This is a genomic window from Halomonas marinisediminis (assembly GCF_004347715.1).
Classification (GTDB): domain Bacteria; phylum Pseudomonadota; class Gammaproteobacteria; order Pseudomonadales; family Halomonadaceae; genus Halomonas; species Halomonas icarae.
In genome coordinates, this window is the sequence record NZ_SLTR01000023.1 from 36,894 (window position 1) to 57,313 (window position 20,420).

Below are 20,420 nucleotides of genomic sequence, written 5' to 3' on the forward strand. Positions count from 1 at the left end.
TGCTGGATGAGCGTCAGGCTAGGCGAAAACGGCCGAGGCAGCGGAGTTGACGAGTCTGTCAATGAGCATGCCGAGGCCGTTTTCAACAACGCATGGCGCCATTCCAGCGGCGCTTTTTAACCAGCCCGATAGTTGGGGGCTTCCTTGGTAATTTGCACATCGTGCACATGGGACTCGTTGAAGCCGGCCCCGGTGATCTGCACGAACTGCGGCTTGGTGCGCATCTCCTGGATGTCGCGGCAGCCGGTGTAGCCCATGGAGGCCCGCAGGCCGCCCATCAGCTGGTGGACGATGGCGCTCATCATGCCCTTGTAGGGCACGCGGCCTTCGATGCCCTCGGGCACCAGCTTCTCGGCGCCGGCGTCCTTGTCCTGGAAGTAGCGGTCGGCGCTGCCCTGGGTCTGGGACATGGCGCCCATGGAGCCCATGCCGCGGTAGGCCTTGTAGGTGCGGCCCTGGAAAAGCTCGATCTCGCCCGGAGCCTCCTCGGTGCCGGCCAGCAGGCCGCCGGCCATCACGGTGCTGGCACCGGCCGCCACGGCCTTGGCCAGGTCGCCGGAGTAGCGCACGCCGCCGTCGGCGATCAGCGGGATATCGTAGGGTTCAAGCGCCGCGGCGACGTTGGAGACGGCGGTGATCTGCGGCACGCCGACGCCGGCCACCACGCGAGTGGTGCAGATGGAGCCCGGGCCGATGCCGACCTTGACGGCGTCGGCGCCGGCTTCCGCGAGCGCCTTGGCGGCCTCGGCGGTGGCGATGTTGCCGCCAATCACCTGGATCTGCGGGAAGTTCTCCTTCACCCAGCGCACGCGCTCGATCACGCCCTTGGAGTGGCCGTGGGCGGTGTCAACCACCACCACATCGACCCCGGCCTCGGCCAGGGCGGCCACGCGGTCCGGCGTCTCGGGGCCGGTGCCCACCGCGGCGCCGACCAGCAGGCGGCCGTCGGCGTCCTTGGCGGCGTTGGGGAAGGTGCGAGCCTTCTCGATGTCCTGGAAGGTGACCAGGCCGCGCAGGCGGTTCTCGTCATCGACCACCAGCATCTTCTCGATGCGGTGCTCCTGCATCTTGCCCTTGATCACGTCGAGGGTGGTGCCCACCGGCACGGTGACGAGCTTCTCGCCGGGGGTCATGATGTCGGCGACGCTGTCGCCGTGGTTGGGCTGGAAGCGCATGTCGCGCTCGGTCACCAGGCCCACCAGGGTTTCCCCCTCCACCACCGGGAAGCCGGAGAAGCCGTGCTCCTCGGCCATCGCCAGCAGGTCGGCCAGCTTGGCCTTGGGGCCAACGGTGACCGGATCCTTGACGATCACGCTCTCGTGCTTCTTGACCTTGCGCACCTCGGCGGCCTGCTGCGCCATGGTCATGCTCTTGTGAATAATGCCGATGCCCCCTTCCTGGGCCATGGCGATGGCCAGTCGCGCCTCTGTCACCGTGTCCATGGCGGCGGAGACCAGCGGGATGTTCAGGTGGAGATCCCGTGTCAGCCGGGTCCGTAGGCTGACGTCGTTGGGCAGGACCTCGGAATACCCGGGGACGAGTAATACGTCATCGAACGTAAGAGCTTCTTGGGCCATACGTAGCATATCGGCAACACCCAGTGAGCTGGTGGGAGAAGGGAGGTAAGTTAATCCACCATTATAACGGGCGAAGGCGGGCCACGTCACGAACCAACACGACTCCATGCTACCCTGCCCCTGATATCCGAGGAGCCCGCGCCATGAGCCACCCCGATGCCCCACCCCTATCCGTCAGCGAACTCAACCATAGCGCCCGGCAGCTGCTGGAGGGGCGCTTCGGCGATATCTGGGTCGAGGGCGAGCTCTCCGGGGTCTCGCGCCCCAGCTCCGGTCATGTCTACTTTACCCTCAAGGATGAGCATGCCCAGCTGCGCGGCGCCCTGTTTCGGAGCCGTGCACGCTTCGTCGGGGCGACGATGCGCGACGGTGACCGGGTCAAGGTACGCGGGCGGCTGTCGGTCTTCGAGCCGAGAGGCGACTATCAGCTGATCGCGGAAGCGGTGCAGGCCGCCGGCCTGGGCGAGCTGCTGGCGGCCTATGAACGGCTCAAGTCACGACTCGACAGCGAAGGCGTGTTCGCCAACGCCCGCCCTCTGGCCTGCCCGCCACGCCACCTGCTGATCATCACATCGCCTACCGGTGCGGCGATTCGCGACGTACTGGCGGTGCTTGCCGCACGCTGGCCCATGGTGAACGTGACGCTGATTCCAGTGGCGGTACAGGGGCGCGAGGCGGTGCCGACAATGATCTCGGCGCTAGGATTACTCAATCGCCAAGCGAATCTCGACCCGGACCGCGACGTCATCCTCCTCACCCGGGGCGGCGGCAGCCTTGAGGACCTGTGGGCCTTCAACGACGAGCACCTGGCCCGGGCGATCTTCCATTCGCGACTGCCGATCATGTCGGCGGTGGGCCACGAGGTGGATGCGACCCTTGCCGACTTTGCCGCCGATGCACGCGCCCCCACCCCCTCTGCGGGAGCGGCACGACTGGTGCCGGATCGCCACGATCTCGGCCACCGTCTGGCGATGCTCCAGGCTCGCCTGATGCGCGCGATCCAGTCTCGCCTCGATGGCGAGGGTCAGCGCCTGGATCACCAGCGGGCGCGACTGCGTCATCCTGGCGAGAAGTTGCAGCACCGGCGCCAGGCGCTGGCACAACTGACCGGACGACTGACGCGAGCCCTTCAGGCGCGCCTGACCGAGGCCAGCCGGCACCAGGCCCAACTGCAGCGCCGCCTGACGGCACACCCGCCCGGCCGCCAACTGGCACTGGCCGAACGCCGCCTCGAGACGGCAAGCCAGCGTCTGAGCATCGCGGCACCGCGGGTGCTGGCGCGTCATCGCGAGCGTCTGACAGCAGTCGCCAGGGAGCTGCATGCCGTCAGTCCCCTGGCGGTGTTGGGCCGTGGCTATGCGATACTCGAGGATGAACAGGCGCGCGTGGTACGACGAGCCGACGACGCCGCCCCCGGCGACCGTCTGTCCGCCCGCCTGGGGGATGGACGCCTGACACTCGAGGTACTTCCTTATGACGCCGATATTCCGACCGGCAAGCGGTCTAACCGATAGTGCAGGAAGCTCACGCCCCTGCGCTATCTAAGCTTAGTCGCAAGTCGTCTTGACGTTCCGGGCCAGATGCCGTTTCGTCGACTGTTCTTGCGACACTCCCGCCATGGGCGGGACTTCATCAGCATGTATAAAGGAGTCACACATGTCTCTGCGCATCAATGACCTCGTACCGGACTTCGAGGCCGACACCAGCCAGGGTGCCATTCGCTTCCACGAGTGGCTGGACGGCAAATGGGCCATCCTGTTCTCCCACCCCAAGGACTTCACCCCGGTCTGCACCACCGAGTTCGGCGCCGTGGCCAAGCTCAGCGATGAGTGGGAAAAGCGCGATACCAAGGTCATCGGCATCTCGGTGGATGGCGTGGAGGAGCACAAGGGCTGGATCAAGGACATCGAGAGCTTTGCCAGCAGCGATGTCGGCTTCCCGATCATCGCCGACGAGGACCTCAAGGTCGCCAAACTGTTCGACATGCTGCCCGCCGAGGCTTACCTGCCCGATGGCCGAACTCCCGCCGACAGCGCCACGGTCCGCTCGGTGTTCATCATCGGTCCGGACAAGCAGCTCAAGCTCTCCATGACCTACCCGATGAACGTCGGTCGCAACTTCGCCGAGGTACTGCGTGCCCTGGATGCCCTGCAGACCGCCAACGGCAAAGGCGTCGCCACCCCGGCGGACTGGACCGTGGGCGAGGACGTGATCATTCCCCCGACGGTCTCCGACGAGGATGCCAAGGCCAAGTTCGGCGAGTTCGAGACCGTCTTCCCCTACCTGCGTCGCACCAAGCTTCCCCAGCAGTAAACGGAGCACGATGCGATCCCCTGGCCCCCGCCCCCTGGCGGGGGCCAGTCATTTCGTTAGCCCTCAGCGCTCCGGCTTGAAGGTAGCCGGCTCCAGATCGTGACGCCCCAGCAGCTTGTAGAAGTCGGTACGGTTGCGCCCGGCGATACGCGCCGCCTGGGTCACGTTGCCCGCGGTGAGCTTCAGCACCTTGATCAGGTAACGACGCTCGAAGGCCGCCCGAGCATCGTTGAACGTCGGCAACACGCTCTCTTCGGCCGCCAGCGCCTGGGCCACCAGCGCCTCGGGGATGATCGCGGTCCCGGTCAAGGCCACACACTGCTCGACCACATTGACCAGCTGACGCACGTTACCCGGCCAGGCACTGGCCGCCAGCAGCTTCAGGGCCTCCGGCGAGAAGCCCTTGACGAAGGGCTTGTGACGCTCGGCGGCCTGGACCACCAGGTGCTTGGCCAGCAACGGCACATCCTCGGGGCGTTCCTTGAGCGATGGCAGACGCAGGTTGACCACATTGAGGCGGTAGTAGAGGTCCTCGCGAAACTCGCCCTCGCCCATGGCACGATCGAGGTCGCGGTGGGTTGCCGAGATGATTCGCACGTCCACCGGCACCTGAACAGTGGAGCCCAGCGGGCGAACGTGACGCTCCTGGAGGGCACGCAGCAGCTTGACCTGAAGCGGCAACGGCATGTCGCCGATCTCGTCGAGAAACAGGGTGCCGCCGTCGGCGGCCTGAAACAGGCCACGATGTTCGCTGATCGCCCCGGTAAAGGCTCCCTTGGCATGCCCGAACAGCTCACTCTCCAGCAGCTGTTCAGGCAGGGCACCACAGTTGATCGCCACGAAGGGCTTTTCGGCCCGCGGGCTGGCACGATGAATGGCTCTGGCCATCAGCTCCTTGCCCGAGCCTGAGGGGCCGCTGACCAGCACGCTGACATCGGAGGCGGCGACCATGCGCGCCTGCTCCAGCAGGCGCTCCATCTCGGGGCTATGGGTGATGATCTCGGCACGCCAGGCTTCATCGCCATCCGTCAGCCCGCCCGGGACCTGGGTCAAGGCATCCTCGATGGCAGCGAACAGTTCGTCTCGATCCACCGGCTTGGTCAGGAAACTGAACACGCCCTCGCGAGTCGCCGCGACCGCATCGGGTATCGAGCCGTGGGCGGTGAGCAGGATGACCGGAAGCCCCGGCGCCGCCCGCTGCACCTCGCGGAACAGCATCAGACCATCCATCTCGTCCATGCGCAGGTCGGTAATCACCAGGTCGGGACGATTGACCTCCAGCGACCTGAGCGCCTCACGGCCGCTCGCCGCGGTGGTCAGCCGGTAGCCGCGACTCTCCAGTCGCATGCCCAGCAGCCTCAGCAGGCTGACGTCGTCATCCACCAGCAGGATATGGGCAGGCTGCCGGCGCCCGGCACTCCCGGCGGCTGCCATCCGGGTCGATTCAGCACGCGTTTGCAGGGGGGGCAGGGTCTTCACATCGAGGCCTCCATCACTCTTCGTTCTGCTGTCGCAGGTTGATACTTCGTTCGATGGCGGTCAGCGCCTCGAGCTTCTCCGTCAGGGCGGCCTTCTCCCCCTCCAGGGCGGTGATCCGGGCCTCGCTATCCAGCTGGGAGGAGTGCGCGGCATTCAGTCGCCCAAGCATGGCGCGGCGACGCTCCAGCTCGTTGAGCCAGTAGCGTAGCAGCGGCTGCAGGGTCACAGGCGCGGCACCCAGGTCGGCCTTGTAAAGCTCCGAGGCAAGCACCCACTGCCGGTGGTTCCCCCATGAGAGCGCCACGGCGCGGGCCAGGCGTTGCTCCGCCTCCTCACCTTCCAGGCGCTTGAGCATGGCATCACGCCAGGTGCGATCACCGCGCTGCGACGCCAGCCCGAAGTCGACCCACTCCCTCAGCAGGCACGCCTCGTTGGTGAAGCTCGGCAGTTCGGAGCGGCAGTGGGCGGCAGACTCCACGACACTGGTCGGCTCGGCGGAGTGCTCCATCAGCCCCTGCGACAGACTCTCGCAACCGACCAACCAGGTGGCCAGTAGACAGGTCAACAGGGGACGCAGCGTCATCACATCAGCTCCTTGCTTGTGGGTCTGCCAATTCGGCAGGCGTGTCAGTAGGATCACCCCTCGAGGGGGCAGTGTGCGGCAGCGTCAAGCGGAAGCAGACTGCCAGGCGTGGATCTGTCACCAGCGCCAGCTCGCCCTGCTGCAGGCGGGCGCAATCCGCCGCTACCGAGAGTCCGATGCCGGAGCCCTTGAGCGGCCCCTTGCGACGCGTGCCGCCCTGATAGAAGGCCTCAAACAACCGCGGGCGATCCGCCTCGGCGATGGGTTCGCCGCTATTGGCCACTTCCAACTCAAGACGACCTCGACGCTGTCGAGCCCGGATCTCCAGCACACCTCCGTCCTCACCATAGGCGATGGCGTTGGAGACCAGATTATCGAGGATATGCTCAGTCGCGGCACGATCCAGTGGCCACACCACCGGGCCATTGAAGCCCTCGACCCGCATCCCCTTGTTGGCCAGCGCTAGACGGTGCTTGGCCAGCACTTCGTGCAGCAGGGTGGCAACGTCGAGCCGCTCAATCTTCACTCGGCGGTTCTGCTGCAGCAGATTGTAGTCGAGCAGCTGCTCGATCAGCCGCTGCAGCTCGCGGCCGCTGCCATCGATCAGCTCGAGAATCTCCTGCTGCTGTGGGGTCAGCTTCCCGGCCACTCCGTCGCCCAGCAGCGCAGAGCCTTCACGCACGCTGGCCAGCGGGGTCTTGAGTTCATGAGACATATGGCGCAGGAAGCGCTGCTTTTCTGCCTCAAGCTCATCGAGACGCGAGGCGAGCCAGTCGAGGCGTTCATCCAGCTGAATCAACTCGGCGGGGCCCTGTACTGGGCGGGGTGGCGCATCACGGGAACCACTGCCGATCCCCAGGATACGGCGTTCCAGCTGGCGCACCGGACGAATGATTAGCCATGAGAACAGCAGCATCAGCACCAGGCTGGCCGACACCAGAGCCCCGGTCTGCCACCACAGCTGTCTCTGTACCCCTCGCGCCCCTTCACGAATCGCATCAATGCGCGTATCGATGCGCTGATTGGTGGCCTGGCGCAGCGCTTCGGTATGCTCAGCGAGTGCCGGGAAAGCCTCGAGCCGATCCTTGAACGCGGCCAGCTCCAGGCCGGGCAGATCGCTCAGGCGCTCGAGAAGCGCCTCCAGCTCCACCATGACAGGAGCTTCCGGCAGCAGCTCCTGCTGCCGACCCAGCAGTTGACGATACTCCTCGAGCCGGGCGGCATAGATCTCCAGCAGGCTCTCCTGCTCCAGGACGGCATACTGCCGAGCACTACGCTCCATCTCCAGGGCCAATACCCCCAGGGTCCGGGCGCGCCGCGTCTCCTCCACCGCCTGGCGTGCGCTGATGTCGGCCAAACGGGTGAGCTCGGAGAGGGCCTGACCCGCCTGGAACATCAGCACGCCCAACGGCAGCATCACCACCACGAAGGCGATCAGCACGAGTTGCAGCAGGGAGCGGGGGCGCCAGCGACGGGCGACTCGGGTGGCCATGTCCAGCGTTCTTTGCAGATAACCAAGGGGCGGGGTGGCGGATGGGGTTGCCATCATGTCGAACCTTCAGGATACCAGAGTTTGCCTGGGCGCCGTGCCCTCTAGATCGCGGCATGCGAGCGGTAAAAAACATGCGAGTGGTAAAAAAAAGGCCGGCAGAGCCGGCCCAAGTACGCAGGGAACTGAAGGGTCTGGAAGGATCACCGGTGGCGGCCTGGTCCAGCCAACGCCCACCCTTCCAAACGGGCCGGGGAAGGCCCTCGAAGCCATGGGCGAGCCATCTGCCACCAGGGGCTGGCCCTCCTCATGCGGATGGCAAGCCTTCGAGGGCCGACCATCCCGCTTCGTTTCTGGCGGTGTCGCCCGGCCTGGTCGTAACCAATGTGGCCGCGGCGCCACTGCGCGATTCTATCCCCCGCAAGGGGGAGAGGCATCCATGCCGGGGCATCCTTGCCCTTGGGTACACATCCCTGACCATGTCGGTACCCGTCTCATCGCAACCTAAGTCACACATCGCTAGGAGCAGACGTTGATCGCTTTGGAGGCGAGGCACAGGGCAGTGTCGTTCCGCCCCCGCCGCGATCGAAATGGCTCGAGCCGTAATGAACCACTCCCGTCGCTCACTTCACATATTGCGAACTTCGTGCCAAAATTAAATAAATAGCTAAAATTCAATCACTTACAGACTCGCCTTTACTCAGGATGTGTTACAACCCGGGCGGCGGGGAGGCTTGCGACCGGGATTATGTCGCAAGAAAAAGACACAAGCGGAGAGGATCTCTAAACAGCCATACTTATCAATAGCTTAGAGAGTCGCCAAACCGCGACGACCGCACAGGAGGTGACACCTCACGGCGACAGGACATGGCTTGCCACATCGTTGCAAATGGCAGGCGAGATCGTTGCGATAACACGCCGGCATGATCAGCCGAGTGACTTGATCAGCACCTTGGACTTGCGGGCATGGTTATAGGTGTCCCGGCGCAACGGAGGCAGCGCCTCGAGGTCGGCCAGGCGAAAGCCGTGCTCGAAGAACCAGTGAGTGGTGTGGGTGCTGAGGGCAAACAACGCAGACAGCCCCTGCCGCCGGGCACGTCGCTCGAGCTCAGCGAGCAGTAGCTCGCCGCGAGCACCGCCACGATAGTCATCGTGAACCGCCACGCAGGCCAGCTCGCCCATCTCGGCATCATCGAACCGATGCAGGGCGGCACAGCCGATGATCATGCCGTCGCGCTCGATCACCAGATAATCGTCGATCTCGTGCTCCAGCCGTTCACGGGAGCGAGGCACCAGCATGCCGCGCTGCTCCAGCGGTTCGAGCAGCTCCAGCAGGCCTCCGATATCCGCCAGCTCCGCCGAGCGCAGCTGCTCGTAACGATGCCGGGTGATCATGGTGCCGACCCCGTCGCGGGTGAAGAGCTCGCCAAGCAGGGCATCATGGTCATGCCACGAGAGCAGGTGCGTACGCGCCACCCCGTGACGGGCGGCCTGACAGGCGGCCTCCAGATGACGTGCAAGCTCGCTGCCGGGGGGAGCCTGATTCAGCAGCGGCCCGGCCTCGGCGGGCGTCAGCTGACGCTGCAGCTGACCACTGGCATCGCAGAGGCCACTGGCCTCGCCGAGCAGGATCAACTTGTCGGCCGACAGCGCCATGGCAGCATGCTGGGCCACATCCGAGGCGTCGAGGTCGAAGACCTCTCCGGTGCTGGAGAAGCCCAGTGGAGGCAGCACCACCAGCGCTCCCTGCTCCAGCAACCCCTCGATGGCCTGGGTACGCACCCGGCGCACCTCTCCGCTATGATCGAAGTCGACTCCCTCCCGCACCCCAAGCGGCTTTGCCATCACCAGGTTGCCGGAGATCGCGGAGAGCTCCACGCCATGCATCGGCGTATTGGGCAGGCCCAGCGAGAAGCGCGCCTCCAGCCATAGCAGCTGCTCGGCGGCCACACGCTCGATGCAGGCCATCACCTCACCCTCGGCAACACAGCGTCCCTGATGCTGGCCCGGCGTGATCCCTGCCGCATCCAGAGCCTGGCGTACCTGAGGACGAATGCCGAACACCACCACCAGCCGTACCCCCAGGGTATGCAGTAGCGCCAGATCCTGGATCAACTGCTCACCACGCCCCCGCGCCATCGCCTCGCCTTCGATCAGAATGACGAAGGTTCGTCCGCGATGAGCATTGATATAGGGAGAGGAGTTGCGAAACCAGTCGACGAAGGGGAAGCGTTTATCCAAGAGCCGCTCTCCGGCTGCGGGTGATCGAAAGGGGGGTCCACGACTATAGCAGAGCAACGGAAACGGCGGCACCACTAACGTGGTGCCGCCGCTCGGGGCTCCGTGCAGAGGATGGCCTGGGGCTCGTGGCCCCGCCCCCCCATATGAGCTAGCCGAACATGCCCTTGAACATGAAGAAGAACAGGATGGCCAGCCCCGCACCGGCAGGCAGGGTGATCAGCCACGACATCGCGATGGTACCGATCACGCGCAGGTTGAGGGCCGCCATGCCGCGGGCCAGGCCAACACCCAGCACGGCCCCCACCAGGGTGTGGGTCGTGGAGATCGGTAGGCCGGTACCCGACGCCAGCACCACGGTGACAGCGGCGGCCAGGGTAGCCGCGAAGCCACGGCTGGGCGTGAGCTCGGTGATGCCGGTACCGACGGTGGCAATCACCTTGTGGCCATAGGTGACCAGGCCGACAACGATACCGCCGCCGCCCAGCACCAGCACCCACCAGGGCACCAGGGCGGCCCCCTCGATCTCGCCGCCGCTATTTACCACGCCGATTACCGCCGCCAGGGGACCCACCGCGTTGGCCACATCATTCGAGCCATGGGCGAAGGCCATGGCACAGGCGGTGAAGATCATCAGCACTCCGAACACCCGCTCGACTCCGCTGAAGCCAAAATGATCGGTCTTGCGACTACTGGCCTGCACCCGCCGCTCCATAAGAACGCCCATTACGGCAAACAGCAGGCCGGCGAGTATCGCCAACAGCAGGCTGGTGCCGAAGTTAAGATCCAGACCAACATGCTTGAGCCCCTTGGTCAGGGTCACCATGGTGACCGAAAAGCCCACCAGGAAGACGTACATCGGTACGTAACGCTTGGCGGCGGCGAAGGGGTCGCGGGCCTCGAAGATCAGATGCTGTACCGATTTGAACAGAGTGAAGGCGATGGTGCCGGCAAGCAGCGGCGAGACGATCCAGCTGGCAGCGATCTTGCCGACACTGCCCCAGTCCACCGCCGCGGCTCCCAGGCCAGCCACGGAGAAGCCGACGATGGCACCGACGATGGAGTGAGTGGTGGAGACCGGCCAGCCCTTCAGGGAGGCGATCAATAGCCAGGTAGCGGCCGCCAGCAGCGCTGCCAGCATGCCATAGACCAGCAGCTGCGGGTCACTCTGGAGAAGCTCGGGGTCGATGATCCCTTTGCGAATCGTATTGGTCACTTCGCCGCCGGCTAACCAGGCGCCGAGAAACTCGAAGATGACGGCGATCAGGATCGCCTGCTTGATGGTGATGGCGCGAGAGCCCACCGAGGTGCCCATGGCGTTGGCGACATCGTTGGCCCCCACCCCCCAGGCCATGAAGAAGCCAAATAGGCAGGCCAGGATGATGAAGATCTCGCCGTGCTGCGCAATGATCGACATGAGGATACGTCCCCTCGTTGCGGTCGTTTGATAGCATGTTCACAACGGCCCTGGCAGTGCCAGGGCCGTGGCACTCAGTTGGCAGTCATGATCTGCAGGCGGCTTCCCACACGCTCGGCACGATCGGAGAGCTGACCGACCCAGTCGATGATGGTGTAGAGGAACATGACATCGACCGGGGGCAGACGATCCTCGAGACCGAACAGCTGACGGCGAATGGCGACCTGCTGGGCATCGGCCTGATGCTCCAGGCGGTCCAGTTCACGAATCAGTTTCTGCATCACATCGCTGACGTTTCGCCCGAAGCCGGAGTCAAGTAGATCCCTGAGCTCCTCCAGGGCGTGACGTGCCTGGGCCACGCAAGCCACAGCGGTATGCATGTAGTCGCGCATCGGCTGGGCCAGCTCCTCGGGCACCTGCATGCGCCTGCCGAGCATGATGCCGGTGATATCGCGAACCTTGTTGGCGATCTTGTCCTGCACGCTGATCAAGTCGAGCAGATCCGAGCGCGACACTGGCAGGAACATGGTGTTGGGAAGATTCAGACGCAGCTCGGTCTTGAGCTCATCGGCCTCGTGCTCGAGGCGAGTCACCGTTTCGCGGTGAGCAGCGGCCGCCTCCCAGTCACCCACGAGGGTCGCTTCGAAGAAAGGCAGCAGCTGGTCGGCGCACTCGCTCGTCTTGACGATATGGGTCAGCAACGGCTCGAATGGCGAACGACCGAACATCGCGGAGAAGGGGTTGGATGTCACCATAGGGCATCTCGAAACCTTGAAAATGGCGGCGACAGTATAGTGACCCCTGCCGCCATCGTCATGGACTATTCATCCAATTTGCGAATCCCCACCTGATCGAGGCTGTCGACGCATGAGTCAAGAGATCGAACTGAAACTCGCCCTGGGCCCCGAAGGCCCCGACGCCCTGCGTCGTCATCCCCTGCTGAATGAGTCTTCATCAAGTGCCACCCTCCTCGGCAACACCTACTTCGACACTGCCAGGGGTGAGCTCGAGGCGGCACGCATGGCGCTGCGCCTGCGTCGGGTCGACGACCGCCTGCTGCAGACGGTAAAGACCAGCGGCGAGGGCAGCGGCGGCCTGTCACGACGCGGCGAGTGGGAGTGGCGAGTCCCGGGGCCGGGACTCGATCTGGCCGGTCTGGAGGGGCTGCCACCGGCCGAACTGGGCAAGGACGTGCTGACGCGACTGGAGGCACGTTTTACCACGGACTTCCGCCGCGAAACCTGGCACCTCGAGCATCGCGGGGCCCGTATCGAGCTGGCCCTGGATGAGGGTGAGATCTCGGCGGCGTGTCGTCATGTCGCGATTCGTGAGCTGGAGCTGGAGCTCGTGGAGGGCGAGCCGGCGGCGCTATGGCCGCTGGCCGAGACGCTGGCCGAGCATGTGGCGCTGCGCCCCTCGGATACCAGCAAGGCGGCTCGCGGCGGAGCACTGCTGACGGGCGAATGGCGGCTCCCCCCGGGCGACTCACCGTCTTCGTGGCTGCACCGCGCCGTGGTGGCACTGGATGCTCACACCGATAGCGGCCATGGCGCCTGGCGAGAAGCGGCAGCCGACGCCTTTCGCCAACTCGCAGACCTGGGCGACACTCCTACGAGAGAGGCAGCACATTCACTTGCGAGGGCCCTGACAAACGAAGCCTGGTTGACGCCCTCTAACGGCCGATGTCTGTTGTGGCTAGCGCACCGTCTGTCGGGCCGGATACGCCTGGCCTGATCTCAATCACAAGGAAACCGTCCGTGAACTACCTCCCCAAACCCGCCGGCGCGGGCCTGCGCACTCGGGTCTTCCAGGTTATCTTCGAGTCCGACACCCCGCTGGCCAAGGGCTTCGATATCGCCCTGATCGTGGCGATACTCGCCAGCGTGCTGGTGGTGATGCTGGAGAGCATCGAGAGCCTTCGTGCCGACTACGGCACCCTGTTCTTCTGGCTGGAGTGGGGGTTCACCATCACCTTCACCGTGGAACTGGCGGTGCGCCTCTATTGCCTGGAGCGCCCCCTGCAGTACCTCAGGAGCTTCTACGGCATGGTCGACCTGATCGCCATCCTGCCCACCTGGCTGGCACTGATTGTCCCCGGGACCCAGACGCTGGTGATGGTGCGTCTGTTACGCACCCTGCGCATCTTCCGGGTTCTGCGGCTGATGGAGTTCGTCGGCGAGGGACGCCTGCTGATAGGGGCGCTGAAACGCAGCAGTCATCAGATCTTTCTGTTCCTGTTTACCGTCTTCATGCTGGTCTCGATCTTTGCCTCGATCGTCTACCTGATCGAGCCCGCCTCGGCCGGCTTCACCAGCATCCCCACGGCAATCTACTGGGCCATCGTCACCCTGACCACGGTGGGCTTCGGCGATATCGTGCCGGTGACCCCTCTGGGTCAGGCGATCTCGGTAATGGTGATGCTGATCGGCTACTCGATCATCGCCGTGCCCACCGGAGTCTTCTCCGCCGAGGTGATCCGCTCGATCCGCGCCGACCGCTACTCCGACGAGGCATGCCCGGGGTGCGGCCATGACCGCCACGAGCAGCGCGCCAAGTACTGCCTGCTGTGCGGCACCTGGCTCGACGAGGACACCCCCGACCCGCAGCTCTCCGAGGAGGAGCAGGAGGCCTGGTGGGAGGAGCATGGCGGCAAGGAGGAGGATGGCGACACCGACAAGGCGCCGCCGTCGGGCTAAGCCGTCGAGGTCAGTCGCGGAAGGGAGCGACGTCGCCTCGACCCTCGCGCAGGACCACCGGCGGAAGCTCGCGCAGGTCCACCACGCTGGTAGGCTCCAGATGACAGGCGCCACCGTCGATGATCAGATCGAGGTCGGCGCTGAAGCGCTCACGGATCTCTTCGGCATCGGTCATCGGCAGCTCCTCGCCCACCGGGATCAGGGTGACGCTCATCAGCGGCTCGCCGAGTGCTTCGAGAAGGGCGTAGGTAATGGCATGGTTCGGTACGCGGACCCCGATGGAGCGACGCTTGGGGTGCAGCAGCAGCCGCGGCACCTCGGTGGTCGCATTGAGGATAAAGGTGTAGGCACCAGGGGTATGCGCCTTGAGCAGGCGAAAGACGGCGTTGTCCACCTTGGCATAGGTACCGATCTCGGAGAGGTCGGAACACACCAGGGTAAAGTTGTGCTTGTCATCCAGGGCACGCAGCCGCTTGATCCTGTCGATGGCCTTCTTCTCGCCCAGGTGGCAGCCCAGGGCGTAGCCCGAGTCGGTGGGATAGGCCACCACACCGCCGGAACGGATGATGCCGATCGCCTGCTCGACCAGGCGCTTCTGGGGGTTTTCGGGGTGAATCTGGAAGAACTGGCTCATGGTCACGCTCCTGAATTGAACCGCGGCGCCAGCCGCGGATGGGTCCATACCGGCAGCGTGGCGGTGCGCGGCACCAGGCTCATGCTGCCCGGCGCCAGGTGGCCGCCGGAGAAGTGAAAGTCGCTGCCCAGCGAGGCATAGAGCCCGCGCTCCTGGAGCTGACGCGACAGGTCGCGGGTCACATCGGGATTCTGGAAGCCACTGACCAGCTCGGCGGCCTGGCCGCCGGCGACACTGAAGTCGTCGAGCAGCAGGCCACGCTTGCGCCGCGTGAGGGAGTAGCGAAGGGGATGCGCCAGCACCGCCACGCCCCCCGCCGAAAGCACCCAGCCCACCGCCTCAGCCATATCCGGCCATAGCGCCTTGACATCACCCGGCTTGCCGGCCCCCAGGTATTTCTTGAAGGCGGTCGCGACGTCGGGCACCACGCCCGCCGCTACCAGCGCGCGGGCGAAGTCGGGACGGCCCAGGGGGCGCTCGCTACCGGCCTGCTCCCGTGCCCGGGCAAGGGCATCATCGAGACCAACTTTTTCCATGCGGGAGGCGATGGTCCTGGCGCGCTTCACGCGAGCCACGGCCTGGGCCTCGAGCCCCTCGACCAGCGCCCCCTTCACGCCCTCGGGCAGCAGGCCTACCACATGGATGCCGATGCCGCGCCACTGGGTGGAGAGCTCGGTACCGGGAATCAGTACGAGGCCCTCGTGGCGGGCCGCCTCGGCCGCCTCTGCCACACCGTCCAGGGTGTCATGGTCGGTCAGCGCCATGTGCGTCAGACCCTGGGCGGCGCAGAGCGCCACCAGATCCATGGGGGACAGGGCTCCATCCGAGGCGGTGGAGTGCATATGCAGGTCGATGCTGAGCGGCGCGGGGTCGCCCTCGAAGCGCAGGGGAAGTGGAGACATTGGCATGACGCCGATCGGCGACTTTGTCAGAATGGTCTATCATGGTGCGCCTCTGGCCAATGCCGGTCAATGGCGCCACTACCCGACCCTGCCGCCCCATAGAAGGAAGCCAGCCAATGCTCTACGCGATCATCAGTGAAGATGTGGACAACAGCCTGGAGCGCCGTCTCGCCGCCCGCCCCGATCATCTGGCGCGCCTGGAGGCGCTACGTGACGAGGGTCGCCTGGTCCTGGCGGGTCCCCACCCGGCGGTCGACAGCGAAGACCCGGGCGAGGCCGGCTTCTCCGGCAGCCTGGTGGTCGCCGAGTTCGACAGCCTCAAGGCGGCCCAGGCCTGGGCCGATGCCGATCCCTATGTGATCGCCGGCGTCTACGCCAGGGTGGCGGTGAAGCCTTTCAAGAAGGTTCTCCCCTGAAGAAGGCTTTCTGAACCAGCCAACTTATCAACAGCCGGTTTTTACACAATCACTGTGGACAACCCTGTTGAAACGCCGCGGATGCCTGTCGCCAGCCCCCTGATACCGGCTCCGCGGCGCAATCGATCAAATATTGAACACGCCTCCGGAGCTTCCCGTGACTGCCGCCCCCGATGGCCTGCCGCCTCTCGCCGCTCTCGATAACGCCTGTCTCGACTGGCGAAACGACGCAAGCGGCGAGGCAGCCCCTCACTCTTCCGCCTTCGACGATGTCTACTTCTCTCGCCATGATGGACGCGCCGAGACCGAACATGTCTTCGTCGCCGGCAATCGCCTGACGGAGCGCTTCAGGGAGTGGCAGGAGCCGCGCCCCTTCGTGATTGGCGAAACCGGCTTCGGTACCGGGCTCAACATGCTGTGTGCCTGGGCCTGCTTCGATGCCCACGCGGCGCCGGAGGCTCGACTGCATCTGGTGTCCACCGAGAAGTTCCCACTCGACCGCGCCGATCTGGCCCGGGCGCTGGCCGCCTGGCCCGATCTGGCAAGGCGCAGCGAGAGCCTGGTGGCGCAGTGGCCCGAGCCGGTGACCGGCGTGCACCGGCTCTGGCTCGATGAGCGCGTCACCCTCGACCTGCACCTGGGCGATGCCGCCGAGCGGCTGTCACTGCTCGACGGCCGGGTCGACGCCTGGTTCCTGGATGGCTTCGCCCCGGCGAAGAACCCCGAGATGTGGCAGCCGGCACTGTTCCAGGCGATGGCGGCTCGCTCCCGACCAGGGGCTACCTTTGCCACCTTCAGCTGCGCCGGCGTGGTCAAGCGCGGCCTGGCGGCGGCCGGCTTCACCTGGCACAAGTCACCGGGCTTCGGGCGCAAGCGAGAGATGCTCTGCGGAGAGATCGCCGAGCCCCCCCGCGATGAACGCCGGCGACAGACTCCCTGGTTCACCCCACCGGCGCCCCGGCCACCTCGCCATGTCGCGATCATCGGTGCCGGCATCGCCGGCGCCAGCGCCGCCGCCGCCCTGGCCAGGCGCGGCATCGCCGTGACCCTGATCGACCGCCTCGAGCGTGCCGACCTGGAAGCCACCCATCTGCAGGGTGCGCTCTACGTCAAGCTGGCTGCCGACACCAATCGGCAGAGCCGTATCTACCTGGCCGGGCTGCTGCATAGCCGCCGCTGGCTGGCCTGGCTCGACCCGCGGCAGTCGCTATGGCGGAAGAGCGGCGTGCTGCAGCTGGCCCTGAACGACAAGGAGCAGGCGCGCCAGACGCGTTTCCTGGCCAACCACCCCCTACCGGAGAGCGTGGTGAGAGGGGTGGACGCCGCGGGAGCCAGCGCTGCCGCCGGCGTCAGTGTCGATGCCCCGGCCCTGGACTACCCCAATGCCGCCTGGGTCAGACCCATGGAGCTCTGCATACGACTGGCGGAAACGCCGGGTGTCAGTTTCCTTCGGGGAGAGGTCACGGCACTGCGGCGACTGGAAACCGGCTGGAGACTGGAGATGCGCGACGGCGATCCCATCGAGGCCGACCAGGTCATCGTCGCCGGCGCTGCGGAAACCGTCGCCTTCGAGCAGACCGCCCCTCTCCCCCTGCAGCCGGTTCGCGGGCAGCTCAGCCAGCTCCAACTGCCCCCGGGGGCACCCAGGCTGGGGCGTGTGGTCTGCGCCGGAGGCTATGTGCCCCCGGCAGCGGATGGCGTGCTCAACATCGGCGCCACCTTCGCTCCTGACGATACCGACACGACACCTCGCGAGGGCGACCATCGCGCCAACCTGGAGGAGCTGGAGCGTGGCCTGCCCCACTTCGTCGCCGCCCTGCGCGACGCCGGCACCGACCTCTCCCCGGAGCGGCTCCGTGCCCTGGTGGGGGTGCGTGCGGCGAGCCCGGACAAGACCCCCTACTGCGGCCCAGTGCCCGACGCCGATGCCTGGCGGGAGGAGTATGCAGTATTGGCCAAGGACGCCACCCGCATTCCCGAGGCACTCGGACGGCACCATGCGGGGCTCTGGATCAGCACCGCCCACGGCTCTCGCGGCCTGGCCAGTGCCCCGCTATGTGCCGAGCTACTGGCCTCGCGGATCTGCGACGAGCCACTACCCCTGGAGCAGCCGCTGGCGGACCATCTACATCCCGGCCGGCGCCTGATACGCGACCTGATTCGTGGAAAGTGATCGCCCATCCTCTTGGACGCCGGGGGCCTCGCAAGGCCCTCGCCGATGGAGGGCAGCACCTAGAGTCGGAGACTATCCCTCCTCGTCGTCGGCGAGATCTCGACCGAAGGCCCGCCACTGGGCCAGGGTCATCACCTCGGTGCTCTCCGTTCTGAGGTCATGGGCGATGATCAGCTCGCTGCGTTCCAGCTGGCGCTTGAGTTCGGCCACCCAGCCACGCATGCCCTCGCCGGTGTCGGTGGTGTCGTAGCCCTGGCGAGTGACGAAGGCCTCCAGCAGGGCATCCAGGGTCTCCCCCGGCAGCATCCGGTAGGGCACCTCGATAAAGCGGTCGCCGCTCATGTCTCGCCCTCCTCGTTCTCATCCGTGGCGACGTCGCCGGCTTCCCAGGCGGCCAGCTGCGCCAGGAAGGCCGCCTCATCCAGTACCGGCACACCCAGCTGCAGCGCCTTGTCGAGCTTGCTGCCGGCGGCCTCGCCTGCTACCAGGCCGGCGGTCTTCTTCGACACGCTGCCCGCCACCTTGGCCCCCAACGCCTGCAGGCGCTCCTTGCCCTGATCGCGGGTCATGCTCTCCAGGGTGCCGGTCAGCACCCAGGTCTGCCCGACCAGGGGCTGAGGACGCTCGACGACGGCCTGCTCCTGCCAGTGCAGACCACAGGCGACCAGGTCATCGATGGTCGCGCGGTTGTGCGGCTGGCGAAAGAAGGTGTGGACATGGGCGGCAACGATGGGCCCGACATCATCGACTCCCTCCAGGGCCTCCCGTTCAGCCGCCATCAGCGCCTCCAGGGTGCCGAAATGCCGCGCGAGGCTGGCCGCGGTGGCTTCGCCCACCTCGCGGATGCCCAGGGCGTAGATAAAGCGAGTCAGGGTCGTCGCCTTGGCCCTCTCCAGGGCCGCGACCAGGTTCTCGGAGGACTTCTTGCCCATGCGCGGAAGCGTGGCCAGCGTCTCGGCCTGCAGGCGAAAGAGGTCCGCTGGGGTGGCGACCCAGTCCCGCTCGACCAGGCCATCGATCAGCTTCTCCCCGAGACCATCGATATCCAGCGCCCGGCGTGAGGCAAAATGCTTGAGTGCCTCCTTGCGCTGGGCGGGGCAGTAGAGCCCCCCGGAGCAGCGCGCCACCGCCTCGTTCTCCAGGCGTTCGATCTGCGCATCGCACACCGGGCAGCGCTCGGGGAAGACAATCGCACAGGCATCCGCCGGTCGCTTCTCCTCGATCACCCGTGCCACCTGCGGGATGACATCACCGGCACGCCGGATAACGACGGTATCGCCGATCATCACCCCGAGCCTGGCGATCTCGTCGGCGTTATGCAGGGTGGCGTTGGAGACGGTAACTCCCGCCACCGAGACCGGCGCCAGGCGGGCCACCGGGGTGATGGCACCGGTGCGCCCGACCTGAAACTCGACATCGTTGAGCCGCGTGGTCTGCTCCTGGGCCGGAAACTTGAAGGCGATCGCCCAGCGTGGCGCACGGGCCACGAACCCCAGCTCACGCTGCAGACGTAGCGCATCGACCTTGATCACCACGCCGTCGATGTCGTAACCGAGCGAGTCACGCTTCTCGCCGAGCCGGCGACAGTAGTCGACCACCCCCGCGGCGCCCTGCACCACCTCAAGCTCACTACTGGTGCGGAACCCAAAATCGCCCAGGTGGGCCATCAAGCCGCTATGGGTAGCGTCACCCGGATCGGGCTCGACGCGGGCCACCTGATAGGCGCTGAAGGTCAGCGGACGAGTGGCGGTCACCTTGGGGTCGAGCTGGCGCAAGCTACCGGCGGCGGCGTTGCGTGGATTGGCGAAGACCTTGGCGTCATCCGACCGGGCGCGCTCATTCATCGCCTCGAAGTCGGCATGGGAGATGATTACCTCGCCACGCACCTCGAGCAGGGCTGGCGGTGTATCACCACGCAGCCGCAACGGTACCGAGCGCAGGGTGCGCAGATTGGAGGTGATTCCTTCGCCGGTGCGGCCATCGCCGCGGGTGGCCCCGCTGACCAGTTCTCCCGCGGTGTAGACCAGGGATACCGCTGCACCGTCCAGCTTGGGCTCGCAGCAGAAGGCGATCGAGGCGGCGTCACGCTCCAGGCGTTCGGCTACTCGCCTGACGAAGGCCTCCAACTCCTGTTCGTCGAAGGCATTGTCCAGCGACAGCATGGGCACCGCATGCTCGACTTCGGGAAATCCTGCTTCCGGGGGGGCCCCCACCCGCTGGGTCGGCGAGTCCGCCGTCACCAGCTCGGGATGCTCGCTCTCGATCTGCTGCAATCGACGCAGGCGGCGGTCGTAATCGGCATCGGTCAGGCGAGGGTCGTCGAGGACATAATAGCGATAGTTGGCATCGTCGAGTTCGGCGCGCAGGCGCTCGAGCTCTTCGCGGATCTTCGAGTCGGGCTGGGTCATTGCGTCCTGATTCTTGGTCCTTGGCGGGGCCTCGAAGCTCGAAGCTCGAAGCTCGAAGCTCGAAGCTCGAAGCTCGAAGCTCGAAGCTCGAAGCT

Annotated in this window: 17 protein-coding genes; 6 read left to right on the top strand and 11 right to left on the bottom strand. The window is 65.9% G+C overall.

Going from position 1 to position 20,420, the window contains the following annotated elements; all coding sequences use genetic code 11:
• Positions 1-116: 116 nt before the first annotated feature.
• Positions 117-1,586 carry an IMP dehydrogenase gene (gene guaB, locus E0702_RS14375; RefSeq protein ID WP_132045027.1) on the bottom strand — a complete coding sequence of 490 codons (1,470 nt, stop codon included), beginning with the start codon at positions 1,584-1,586 and terminating at the stop codon, positions 117-119.
• Positions 1,587-1,720: 134 nt separating this feature from the next.
• Between guaB and xseA the strand changes: the two genes are divergently transcribed.
• Both xseA and E0702_RS14385 read left to right on the top strand, forming a co-directional pair.
• Positions 1,721-3,091, top strand: coding sequence for an exodeoxyribonuclease VII large subunit (xseA, locus tag E0702_RS14380; RefSeq protein WP_132045029.1), 1,371 nt, complete (start codon positions 1,721-1,723; stop codon positions 3,089-3,091).
• 142 nt (positions 3,092-3,233) lie between these two features.
• Positions 3,234-3,890 carry a peroxiredoxin gene (locus E0702_RS14385; protein WP_132045031.1) on the top strand — a complete coding sequence of 219 codons (657 nt, stop codon included), beginning with the start codon at positions 3,234-3,236 and terminating at the stop codon, positions 3,888-3,890.
• 63 nt (positions 3,891-3,953) lie between these two features.
• Here the strand turns inward: E0702_RS14385 and glrR are convergent, their stop codons facing one another.
• The 6 genes from glrR to E0702_RS14415 all read right to left on the bottom strand — a co-directional run bounded on the left by glrR (position 3,954) and on the right by E0702_RS14415 (position 11,851).
• Positions 3,954-5,324, bottom strand: coding sequence for a two-component system response regulator GlrR (gene glrR, locus E0702_RS14390; RefSeq protein WP_132045063.1), 1,371 nt, complete (start codon positions 5,322-5,324; stop codon positions 3,954-3,956).
• A 58-nt stretch (positions 5,325-5,382) separates the two neighbouring features.
• The gene (locus tag E0702_RS14395) at positions 5,383-5,952 is read right to left on the bottom strand and encodes a hypothetical protein (RefSeq protein ID WP_132045033.1); all 570 of its coding nucleotides are present in this window, start codon (positions 5,950-5,952) and stop codon (positions 5,383-5,385) included.
• Positions 5,953-5,956: 4 nt separating this feature from the next.
• On the bottom strand, positions 5,957-7,501 hold the full coding sequence (locus E0702_RS14400) for a sensor histidine kinase (protein WP_240721768.1): 1,545 nt from the start codon (positions 7,499-7,501) through the stop codon (positions 5,957-5,959).
• A gap of 867 nt (positions 7,502-8,368) precedes the next feature.
• A complete protein-coding gene (gene argA / locus E0702_RS14405) occupies positions 8,369-9,682 on the bottom strand; it encodes an amino-acid N-acetyltransferase (RefSeq protein WP_132045035.1) in 1,314 nt (437 codons plus the stop codon).
• A 148-nt stretch (positions 9,683-9,830) separates the two neighbouring features.
• A complete protein-coding gene (locus E0702_RS14410) occupies positions 9,831-11,096 on the bottom strand; it encodes an inorganic phosphate transporter (RefSeq protein WP_132045037.1) in 1,266 nt (421 codons plus the stop codon).
• 74 nt (positions 11,097-11,170) lie between these two features.
• Positions 11,171-11,851: a TIGR00153 family protein gene (locus E0702_RS14415; protein ID WP_132045039.1), complete on the bottom strand. Its 681-nt coding sequence runs from the start codon at positions 11,849-11,851 to the stop codon at positions 11,171-11,173.
• A 112-nt stretch (positions 11,852-11,963) separates the two neighbouring features.
• Between E0702_RS14415 and E0702_RS14420 the strand changes: the two genes are divergently transcribed.
• On the top strand, positions 11,964-12,830 hold the full coding sequence (locus E0702_RS14420) for a CYTH domain-containing protein (protein ID WP_132045041.1): 867 nt from the start codon (positions 11,964-11,966) through the stop codon (positions 12,828-12,830).
• A gap of 23 nt (positions 12,831-12,853) precedes the next feature.
• Positions 12,854-13,792, top strand: coding sequence for an ion transporter (locus tag E0702_RS14425; protein ID WP_132045043.1), 939 nt, complete (start codon positions 12,854-12,856; stop codon positions 13,790-13,792).
• 10 nt (positions 13,793-13,802) lie between these two features.
• Here the strand turns inward: E0702_RS14425 and E0702_RS14430 are convergent, their stop codons facing one another.
• Together E0702_RS14430 and E0702_RS14435 are read right to left on the bottom strand one after the other, a co-directional pair.
• Positions 13,803-14,426 (bottom strand): L-threonylcarbamoyladenylate synthase, encoded by a 624-nt coding sequence (locus E0702_RS14430; protein WP_132045045.1) that lies wholly within the window; start codon positions 14,424-14,426, stop codon positions 13,803-13,805.
• A 2-nt stretch (positions 14,427-14,428) separates the two neighbouring features.
• Positions 14,429-15,334, bottom strand: a complete 906-nt coding sequence (locus E0702_RS14435; RefSeq protein WP_132045047.1) for a PHP domain-containing protein — start codon at positions 15,332-15,334, stop codon at positions 14,429-14,431.
• Between the two features lie 110 nt (positions 15,335-15,444).
• Here E0702_RS14435 and E0702_RS14440 point away from each other — a divergent pair, with 110 nt between their 5' ends.
• On the top strand, positions 15,445-15,744 hold the full coding sequence (locus tag E0702_RS14440; RefSeq protein ID WP_132045049.1) for a YciI family protein: 300 nt from the start codon (positions 15,445-15,447) through the stop codon (positions 15,742-15,744).
• 157 nt (positions 15,745-15,901) lie between these two features.
• Positions 15,902-17,917, top strand: a complete 2,016-nt coding sequence (mnmC, locus tag E0702_RS14445; RefSeq protein WP_132045051.1) for a bifunctional tRNA (5-methylaminomethyl-2-thiouridine)(34)-methyltransferase MnmD/FAD-dependent 5-carboxymethylaminomethyl-2-thiouridine(34) oxidoreductase MnmC — start codon at positions 15,902-15,904, stop codon at positions 17,915-17,917.
• A gap of 72 nt (positions 17,918-17,989) precedes the next feature.
• Here the strand turns inward: mnmC and E0702_RS14450 are convergent, their stop codons facing one another.
• Both E0702_RS14450 and ligA read right to left on the bottom strand, forming a co-directional pair.
• A complete protein-coding gene (locus E0702_RS14450; protein ID WP_132045053.1) occupies positions 17,990-18,259 on the bottom strand; it encodes a YheU family protein in 270 nt (89 codons plus the stop codon).
• On the bottom strand, positions 18,256-20,325 hold the full coding sequence (ligA, locus tag E0702_RS14455) for an NAD-dependent DNA ligase LigA (protein WP_132045055.1): 2,070 nt from the start codon (positions 20,323-20,325) through the stop codon (positions 18,256-18,258). The genes E0702_RS14450 and ligA overlap by 4 nt, the downstream gene beginning before the upstream one ends.
• Positions 20,326-20,420: the final 95 nt, after the last annotated feature.